This is a genomic window from Micromonospora sp. NPDC048063 (genome assembly GCF_043202855.1).
GTDB lineage: Bacteria > Actinomycetota > Actinomycetes > Mycobacteriales > Micromonosporaceae > Micromonospora.
The window spans coordinates 73,877-84,254 of record NZ_JBIDBG010000016.1 but is presented as its reverse complement, the minus strand read 5'-3'; the positions used below and the strand labels follow the sequence as shown (position 1 = coordinate 84,254).

General features: G+C 77.2%; 1 protein-coding gene. It reads left to right on the top strand.

Going from position 1 to position 10,378, the window contains the following annotated elements; genetic code table 11:
• Positions 1–349 precede the first annotated feature (349 nt).
• The gene (locus ACGFZ2_RS28185) at positions 350–10,378 is read left to right on the top strand and encodes a type I polyketide synthase (protein WP_393458661.1); all 10,029 of its coding nucleotides are present in this window, start codon (positions 350–352) and stop codon (positions 10,376–10,378) included.

Genomic DNA, 10,378 nt, shown 5'->3' with positions numbered 1-10,378 from the left:
AAATGGGGCCGCGCGACCGTTGTCGGCGGTCGTGACGCCCTCGGCCGGGCGGGGTCCCGCACCCGCCCGGCCGCACCCCGCGAGGGCGGTGCGCCGGGCCGCTCAGCAGGGCGGGTCGGCCCAGCCTGCACCCGTGCCGCCTAGGGGCACCCGTAGGGGCACGCTAGGGGTTGTGACCGCCGTCCGGCCACAATTACCTTTCCTCCGGCGAGTAAGACCTGGTGTGGGCTGAAACGCTTTTTGTCTGGCAATTCGTGGTCGGCTGAATGGGCTTAGATCTTCGCGGCTTGTGGCGTCTGTGGACGGTATTGGGTCGCCTGTTTCTTTCCGGCCCGAAGAGGTGGCGCTAATGGCGACTGAAGATACGCTCCGGGAGTACCTGAAATGGGTGACGGCGGACCTTCACCAGACCAGGAGGAAGCTCGGCGAGCTTGAGGCGGCCAGCCGCGAGCCGATCGCCATCGTCGGCATGGCCTGCCGGTTCCCCGGCGGGGTGGGCTCGCCCGAGGAGCTGTGGGAGCTCGTCGACTCCGGACGGGACGCCGTCTCCGCGTTCCCCGCCGACCGCGGCTGGGACCTGGCGCGGCTGTACCACCCGGACCCCGACCACCCCGGCACGTCGTACGTCGCCGAGGGCGGCTTCGTCGACTCCGCCACCGACTTCGACGCCGCGTTCTTCGGCATCTCGCCCCGCGAGGCGATCGCCATGGACCCCCAGCAGCGGCTGCTGCTGGAGGCGTCCTGGGAGGCGTTCGAGCACGCCGGGATCGACCCCTCGGCGCTGCGCGGCCACCAGGTGGGCGTGTTCGCCAGCACCACCGGCCAGGACTACGTGGGGCTGCTCCAGCAGCCGCCGCCCGGCACCGAGGGCTACATCCTCACCGGCACCGCGGCGAGCGTCGTGTCCGGCCGGATCTCGTACGCCCTCGGCATCGAGGGCCCCGCCGTCACCGTCGACACCGCCTGCTCGTCCTCGCTGGTCGCGCTGCACCTGGCCTGCCAGGCGCTGCGGCAGGGGGAGTGCACCCTGGCGCTCGCCGGCGGCGCCACCGTCATGTCCACCCCGTCCGCCTTCATCGGCTTCAGCCGCCAGCGCGGCCTGGCTCTGGACGGCCGGGTCAAGTCGTTCGCCGCCGCCGCCGACGGCACCGCCTGGGGCGAGGGCGTCGGCCTGCTGCTCGTCGAGCGGCTCTCCGACGCGCGGCGCAACGGCCACCCCGTCCTGGCCGTGGTACGCGGCAGCGCGGTCAACCAGGACGGCGCGAGCAACGGGCTGACCGCCCCCAACGGCCCGTCCCAGCAGCGGGTCGTGCTCCAGGCGCTGGCCAGCGCCCGGCTCGCGCCCGAGCAGGTCGACGTCGTGGAGGCGCACGGCACCGGCACCACCCTCGGCGACCCGATCGAGGCCCACGCCCTGCTGTCGACGTACGGGCAGGGGCGGCCCGTGGACCGGCCGCTCTGGCTCGGCTCGGTCAAGTCGAACATCGGGCACACCCAGGCTGCCGCCGGCGTGGCCGGGGTGATCAAGATGGTGATGGCGCTGCGGCACGAAACCGTGCCGGCGACGCTGCACGTCGACGAGCCCACCCCCAACGTGGACTGGACGGCCGGCGCGGTGTCGCTGGTGACCGAGCCGCAGCCGTGGCCCGCCGGGGAGCAGCCCCGCCGGGCGGGCATCTCCTCCTTCGGCATGAGCGGCACCAACGCCCACGTGATCATCGAGGAGGCGCCCGCCGCCGACCCGGCCCCGGCGGAGGCCCCGGACGGCCCCGCCGCGACCGACGCCGCCACCGGGACGGACGCGGACACCGGCACCGCCCCGGTCACCGGGGCCGGCCTCGTGCCGGTGCTGGTCTCCGCCCGCGACGCCGACTCCCTGGCCGCCCAGGCGACCCGCTGGGCCGACTGGCTCGACGGCCGCCCCGAGCTGCGGCTCACGGACGTCGGCTGGTCGTCGGTGCGCACCCGGGCCAGCCTCGATCACCGGGCCGTGCTGCTCGCCTCCGACCGCGCCGACCTGCGCGACGGCCTGCGCGCGCTCGCGGCCGGCGGCGACGCCCCGGGCCTGGTCACCGGCGCCGGGCCGCGCGGCGGCAAGCTCGCGTTCCTCTTCTCCGGGCAGGGCGCGCAGCGCAGCGGCATGGGCCGCGACCTGGCCGCCGCCTTCCCCGTCTTCGCCAAGGCGCTGGCAGAGGTCTGCGCCGAGCTGGACCGGCACCTGCCCCGCCCGCTCGCCCCGGTGCTCTTCGCGCCCGAGGGCGACGAGGCAGCCGCGCTGCTCAACCAGACCCTCTACACCCAGGCCGGCCTGTTCGCCGTCGAAGTCGCGCTGTTCCGGCTCCTGGAGAGCTGGGGGATCGTCCCGGACGTCCTGCTCGGCCACTCGATCGGCGAGCTGTCCGCCGCGCACGCGGCCGGCGTGCTGTCGCTGCCCGACGCCGCCACGCTCGTCGCGGCCCGGGGCCGGCTGATGCAGGCCCTGCCGGCCGGCGGCGCGATGCTCGCCGTCCAGCTCCCCGCCGACGCGGTCCGCGCCGCCCTGGCCGGCCTCGAGGACCGGGTCGCCGTGGCCGCTGTCAACGGGCCCACCGCCGTCGTGGTCTCCGGCGCGGCCGACGCCGTCGAGGAACTCGAACGCCGCTGGGCGGACCAGGGCGTACGCACCAGGCCGCTGCGCGTGAGCCATGCCTTCCACAGCCCGCTGATGGAACCCATGCTCGCCGAGTTCGCCGCCGTGGTGCGCGGGCTGGAACTGCACCCGCCGGCGCTGCCGATCGTGTCGAACCTGACCGGCGAGGTCGCCGACCCCGACGAGATCCGCACCGCCGACTACTGGGTCCGGCACGTACGCGAGGCGGTCCGGTTCGCCGACGGCGTCGACCAGCTGCGCGCCCTGGGCGTGCGTACCTTCCTGGAGGTCGGCCCCAGCGGGGTGCTCACCGCGCTGGCCCGCGACATCCTCACGGCGGCCGGCGCGGACGACGACACGGCCGCGGTGGCGCTGGTGCGCCGGGACCGCCCCGAGCCCGCGTCCGTGCTCACCGCCCTCGCCGAGCTGCACGTCGGCGGGGTCGGGGTGGGCTGGGCCGAGCTGTTCGCCGGCACGGACACCGCGCGGGTGCCGCTGCCCGGGTACGCCTTCCGCCGGCAGCGGTTCTGGCCCGAGCCGCCGCCCGCCGCCCCCGACACCGCCACGCCCGACGGCGGCGACGACGAGTTCTGGACCGCCCTGGAGCAGGCGGACGTCGACACGCTCCGCAGCGAGCTGGGCGACGACGACGAGCAGGTGCGGGCGCTGCTGCCGGCCCTGCCGGTGCTCACCTCCTGGCGCCGGTCCCGGCGGGAACGCTCCACCGTGGACGGCTGGTCGTACCAGGTGACCTGGCAGCCGGTTCCGGCCGAGGACCGGGACGGCCCGGCGGGCCGCTGGCTGGTGGTGCTGCCGGCCGACGACGCCCCGGCGTGGGCCGACCGCCTGGCCGGCCTCTTCCCCGACGCCGAACCGCTGGTGCTACGCGTCGGCGCGGCGGACCTCGACCGCGCGGCGCTCGCCGCCCGGCTGCGGGACGTGATCGACGGTCGGCCGGTCGACGGCGTGCTCGCCGTGGTCGCCGGGCAGGACCGGCTGCTGCCCGAGCACCCCGGCGTGACCCTCGCCGCGGCCGGCGCCCTCGCCCTGGTCCAGGCGATGACCGACCTGGACCTGGTGGCCCCGCTGTGGTGCGCCACCAGCGGCGCGGTGGCGGCGGCCCCGGGCGACCGGGTCGCGCACCCGCTACAGACCGAGGTCTGGGGCCTGGGCCGGGCTGCGGCGGTCGAGCAGCCGCACCGCTGGGGCGGCCTGGTCGACCTGCCGGCCACCCTCGACGACAACACCGCCCGGCGGCTCGCCGCCGTGCTGGCCGGCGCGGGCGGCGAGGACCAGGTGGCCGTCCGGCCCGGCGGGATCTGGGCCCGGCGGCTCACCCCGGCCCCGCCGGCGACGGACGAGACCCCGGCCGGCGACTGGTGGTCCGGCACGGTCCTGGTCACCGGCGGCACGGGTGCCCTCGGCGGCCACGTCACCCGCTGGCTGCTCGACCGCGGCGTCGGGCAGGTGGTCCTGGCCAGCCGCCGGGGCGCCGCCGCCCCGGCCGTGGCGGACCTGCTCGACCGGTACGGCGCCGACGGGCGGGTCACCGTCGCCACCTGCGACGTCACCGACCGGCGTTCCGTGGCGGACCTCGTGGACGCGCTGCCCGGCCTGACCGCCGTCGTGCACGCCGCCGGCACCGACCAGCTCACCCCGCTGACCGACACCACCCTCGACGAGTTCTCCCACGTCGTCGCGGGGAAGGTGCTCGGCGCCCTGCACCTCGACGCCTGCCTCGCCGACCGCGAACTCGGGGCGTTCGTCATGTTCTCCTCCATCTCCGGCGTGTGGGGCAGCGCCGGCCAGTGCGCCTACGGCGCCGGCAACTCCCTGCTGGACGCCCTGGCCGTCAACCGGCGCGACCGGGGCCTGGCAGCCACCGCCGTCTCGTGGACCGCCTGGGGCGGCGCGCACGGCATGGCCGCCGAGAACGTGGCCACCGAGCAGCTCAACCGGATGGGCCTGCCGCCCATCGACCCGGAGAAGGCGCTCGTCGCGCTGGACCGGGCGCTGCGCCGCCCGACGCCCTGCGTGACCGTCGCCGACGTCGACTGGACCCGGTTCCACCCCGCGTTCACCGTGGCCCGGCCCAGCCCGCTGCTCGGCGACCTGCCGCAGGTGCGGGCGCTCGTCGCGGCGGAGGAGGCCGCCGCGCCGGCCGCGGGCGGGGCCGCCGCGCCGCTGCGCCACCTCGCGGCGCTGCCGGCGGCGGAGCAGGAGCGGGAGCTGCTGCGGCTGGTCAACGAGCAGACCGCGGCGGTGCTCGGCCACGCCACCCCCGACGAGCTGCGCGGACGACCGTTCAAGGACCTCGGCTTCGACTCGCTGACCGCCGTGGACTTCCGGGGGCGGCTGAACGCGGCCACCGGCCTGCGGCTGCCCACCACGCTGGTCTTCGACTACCCCACCCCCGCCGAGCTGGCCGCGCACCTGCGCGAGCTGGTGTCCGGCGCCGACCGGGTCGACGCCCCGCAGACCGTCGTCGTGGACGCCGACGAGCCCGTCGCGATCGTCGGCATGGCCTGCCGCTACCCGGGCGGCGTCGACGGGCCGGAGGCGTTCTGGCGGCTGGTCGCCGACGGCGTGGACGCCATCTCACCGTTCCCCACCGACCGGGGCTGGGAGATCCCCGAACCGGCGGAGGGGACCCACCCCCCGGCGGGCGGCTTCCTCTACGACGTGGCGGACTTCGACCCCGCCTTCTTCGAGATCTCGCCCCGCGAGGCCCTCGCCATGGACCCGCAGCAGCGGCTCACCCTCGAGGCGTCCTGGGAGGCGCTGGAACGGGCCGGGGTGGACCCCGCGACGCTGCGCGGCACCCGCACCGGCGTCTTCGTGGGCGCCTCCAGCTCCGGCTACGGCACGGGGCTGACCGAGGTCCCCGAGGGGGTCGAGGGCTACCTGATGACCGGCGCCGCGCACAGCGTGATCTCCGGGCGGGTGGCGTACACGCTGGGGCTGGAGGGGCCGGCCGTCACGGTCGACACCGCCTGCTCCTCCTCGCTGGTGGCGCTGCACCTCGCCGGGGCGGCGCTGCGGCGGGGCGAGTGCGACCTGGCGCTGGCCGGCGGCGTGGCGGTGATGGCCACCCCGACGGCGTTCCAGGAGTTCTCCCGCCAGGGCGGCCTCGCCTCCGACGGGCGGTGCAAGTCCTTCGCCGCGTCGGCGGACGGCACCGGCTGGTCGGAGGGCGTCGGCATGCTGCTCGTGCAGCGGCTCTCGGACGCCCGGCGGCAGGGCCGCCGCATCCTCGCCGTGGTGCGCGGCTCCGCGGTGAACTCCGACGGCGCGTCGAACGGCCTGACCGCCCCCAACGGCCCGTCCCAGCAGCGGGTGATCCGGCAGGCGCTCGCCAGCGCCCGGCTGACGCCCAGCGACGTGGACGTCGTCGAGGCCCACGGCACCGGCACCACCCTCGGCGACCCGATCGAGGCGCAGGCCCTGCTGGCGACGTACGGGCAGGACCGGGGCGACGCCGGCCCGCTGCTGCTCGGGTCGGTGAAGTCGAACATGGGCCACGCCCAGGCAGCCGCCGGCGTCGCCGGTGTGATCAAGATGGTGCTGGCGATGCGGGAGGGCACCGTCCCGGCCTCGCTGCACGCGGACAACCCGTCGCCGCACATCGACTGGTCCTCCGGCGACGTGGAGCTGGTGACCCGGTCCCGGCCGTGGCCGGCGGTCGACCGGCCCCGCCGGGCGGCGGTCTCCTCCTTCGGCATCTCCGGCACCAATGCCCACGTGGTCGTCGAGCAGCCCACCGACGCCGACGTGACCGGCGACGGCGAGCCGGCCGCCGCCCCGGCGCCCGGGCTGGTCGCCGCCGACGTGGTGGTGTGGCCGGTCTCGGCCCGCTCCGCCGCCGCCCTGGCCGCGCAGGCGGCCCGGCTGGCCCGACACGTACGGGAACACCCCGGCCTCGCCCCGGCGGCGGTCGGCTGGTCCCTCGCCGCGACCCGGTCGGCGTTCGACCGGCGGGCCACGGTGGTCGGCGCGACCCCGGCCGACCTGCTGGCCGGCCTGGACGCGCTCGCCGCCGGCACACCGGCCGACAACGTGGTGACCGGCGCCGTCGCCAACCACGGCGCGGGCCCGGTGTTCGTCTTCCCGGGGGCCGCCTCGGCGGGCGCGGCGGCCGGACTGGTGGGCCGCTGCCCGGTCTTCGACGACACGCTCGCCGAGTGCCGGCAGGCCCTGGCGCCCTGGCTCGACGTCGACCCGGCCGCCCTGCTGACCGGCGCGGACCCCTCCTGGGCCGAGCGGCCGGAGCTGGCCCGGCCCGTCCTGTTCGCCGTCGGGGTGGCGCTCGCCGCCGCCTGGCGGCACGCCGGGGTCATCCCGGCCGCGGTCGTCGGCGACGGCGACGGCGAGGTCGTGGCCGCCTGCGTGGCGGGGCTGCTGTCCCTGCCCGACGCCGCCCGGACGGTGGCGCTGCGGGCCCGGGCCGCCGCCGGCGAGCTGGACGCCGACGGCGTCCGCGCCGGGTTGGCGGGGATCATCCCGCAGCCCGGTACCGCCCGGCTGGCCTCCACCGTCACCGGGGACTGGGCCGACCCGGCCGGCCTCGGGGCCGACCACTGGGCCGGCGAGGCGGGACGGTCCGAGCAGTTCGACGCCGCCGTCCGCGCCGCCGTCGCGGCCGGACACGTGACCTTCGTGGAGGTCTCGCCGGAGCCGGTGCTGACCACCCGGGTCGCCGCCGTCCTCGACGGGACCGGCGCCGCCGGCCACGTCCTGGACACCCTCGGCGGGCCGGACGACGCCGCCACCCGGCTGCTGACCAGCCTCGCCACCGCGCACACCCTCGGCCTGGCGGTGGACCACCGCCGGCTGCTGCCCGAGGCCGAGCCGGTCGACCTGCCCACGTACGCCTTCGACCGGCACCGCTACTGGCTGGAGCGCACCGGCGCCCACCGCTCCGTCCTGCCCGCCGTGGGGCTCGACGTCGTCGACCACCCGCTGCTCAGCGCGGTGGCCGACCTGCCCGGCGACGAGGGCCTGCTGTTCACCGGCCGGATCACCCTCGCCACCCACCCCTGGCTGGCCGACCACGCCGTGCTGGGCACGGTGCTGCTGCCCGGGACGGCGCTGGTGGAGCTGGCGTCCTGGACCGGGCGGCATGCCGGCGCCGCGACCGTCGCCGAGCTGAACCTGGAGGCGCCGCTGGCGATCCCCGCCGAGGGGGGAGTCGACCTGCGGGTCCGCGTCGGCGCGCCGGACGAGACCGGGCACCGTCCGGTCGCCATCCACACCCGGCGGGACGACGACACCGACCCCGACGGTTCCCGGGCCTGGCAGCGGCACGCCTCGGGCCAGCTCAGCGGCACCGCCGACCCGGACCCCGCGCCGGCAGCCGTGTGGCCGCCCGCCGACGCCGAGCCGATCGCCCTCGACGGGCTCTACGCCCGGCTCGCCGCCCAGGGCTACCACTACGGCCCGGTCTTCCGCGCGCTGCGCGCCGCGTGGCGCTCCGGCCCGGACATCCTCGCCGAGGTCGCCCTGGACGCCGACGCGTCCACCGACACCACGGCCTTTTCGGTGCACCCGGCCCTGATGGACGCGGCGCTGCACGCCATCGGCGCCAGCGCCACGGCCAGCGACCCCGCCGCCGGCGGCGCACCGGCCTCCGACGGCGGCTCCGACATCCGCCCGGGACTGCCGTTCACCTGGTCGGGCGTGACCATCCGGCCCACCCGCGCCCGCGAGCTGCGGATCCGGCTGCGCGCCACCGACGCCGGGTCCGTGTCGTTGACGGTCACCGACACCGGCGCGACGCCGGTCGCCTCCGTCGACGGTCTGGTGCTGCGGCCCATCTCCGGCGAGCAGCTCAGCGCCGCCCGCCGGTCGGCCAGCCGGTCCCTGCACCGCCTCGACTGGGTCGCCCCCGCCACCGGCCGCGCCGACGGCACGCCCCGGCTCGTCGTCCTCGGCGACGACTGGCCCGGCGCCGACCGGCGTCCGGACCTGTCCGCGCTGGTCACCGAGGTGCGCGCGGGCGGTCCCGGGCCCGACGCGGTGGTGGTGACCTGCGTCGGGCCGGTCGCCGACGAGCCGCACCCGGCCCGCCAGGCGCACCGCGTCGCCCACCGCACGCTCGCGCTGGCCCAGCAGTGGCTGGCGGAGGAGTCCCTCGCGGCCGCCCGGCTGGTGGTGGTCACCCGCGGCGCGGTCCGGGTCGACCCGGACGAGCGGATCGCCGACGTGCCGGCCGCCACCGCCTGGGGCCTGCTGCGCTCCGCCCAGTCGGAGAACCCGGACCGGATCGTGCTCCTCGACGTCGACGACGACGCGACGGCCGCCGCCCTGCTGCCGGCCGCCCTGGCCACGGGCGAACCCCAGCTCGCCGTACGCGGCGGCCAGCTCCGGGCGCCCCGGCTGACCCGGCTCGGTCCGCCCCCGGCCGAGGGGCCCGGCCCCGACCTGGCCGCCGGCACCGTCCTGGTGACCGGGGCGACCGGCCTGCTCGGGCGACTGGTGGCACGACGGCTGGTGACCCGGCACGACGTACGCCACCTGCTGCTGGTCAGCCGCAGCGGGGCGGACGCCCCGGGCGTCGCCGGGCTGGTCGACGAGCTCACCGGCCTGGGCGCCACCGCCCGGGTGGTCGCCTGCGACGTCACCGACCGCGACGCGCTGGCCCTGCTGGTCGACCAGATCCCCGCCGACCGGCCGCTGACCGGCGTGGTGCACGCGGCCGGGGTGCTCGACGACGGCGTCCTGCCCGCGCTCACCCCCGACCGCTTCGACACCGTGCTCCGTCCCAAGGTCGACGCGGCCTGGCACCTGCACGAGCTGACCGAGAAGCTCGACCTGGCCGCGTTCGTGCTCTTCTCCTCGGCGGCCGGCCTCTTCGGCGGCCCCGGGCAGGCCAACCACGCGGCGGCGAACTGCTTCCTCGACGCCCTCGCCCAGCACCGACGGGACCGGGGACTCCCGGCGCTCTCCCTGGCATGGGGGCCGTGGGTCAACGACACCGGCGACGGCCAGACCGGGCACGTCGACGAGGCCCGGATGAACCGGGGCGGCTTCGTCCCGCTCGGCGCCGACGAGGGGATGGACCTGTTCAGCGAGGCGCTGCGCTTCGCCGAGCCGGTGGTCGTACCGGTCAACCTGGACCTCGCGCTGATCGGCCGGCACGGGCCGGCGGCGGTGCCACCGGTGCTGCGGTCGCTGGTCCGGCCGGCGTCGACCGGCGCGGCCCGGGCCGCCGAGCGCGACCCGGCGGAGGCGCTGCGGGAGACCCTGGCCGCCACCGCGGAGGCGGACCGCGACCAGGTCCTCTCCGACCTGGTCCGCACCCACGCCGCCGCGGTCCTCGGCTACGCGTCGATCCGGTCGATCGACGCCGAACGCGGCTTCGTCGAGCTGGGCTTCGACTCGCTGACCGCGGTCGAGTTCCGCAACCGGCTCAACGCGGCCACCGGGCTGCGGCTGCCGTCCACGCTGATCTACGACCGGCCGACCACGGCCGCGCTGGTCGAGTACCTGCGGGGCGCGCTGCTGGCGGAGCGGAGCACGTCCGCGCTGACGGTGCTCGGCGAGCTGAACAAGCTGGAGCACGCCATGCGCGCGGTGGCCGCCGGCGACACCGACCGGTCCGCGGTCGGTGCCCGGCTGCGCGAACTGCTCTCCCTGTGGACCTACACCGAGTCCGACGCGGACTCCGCCGCCGCCGACGGCGCCAGCCTCGAGTCGGCCTCCGCCGAGGAGATCTTCAGCCTGCTGGACGAAGAGCTCGGCTCGGCCTGA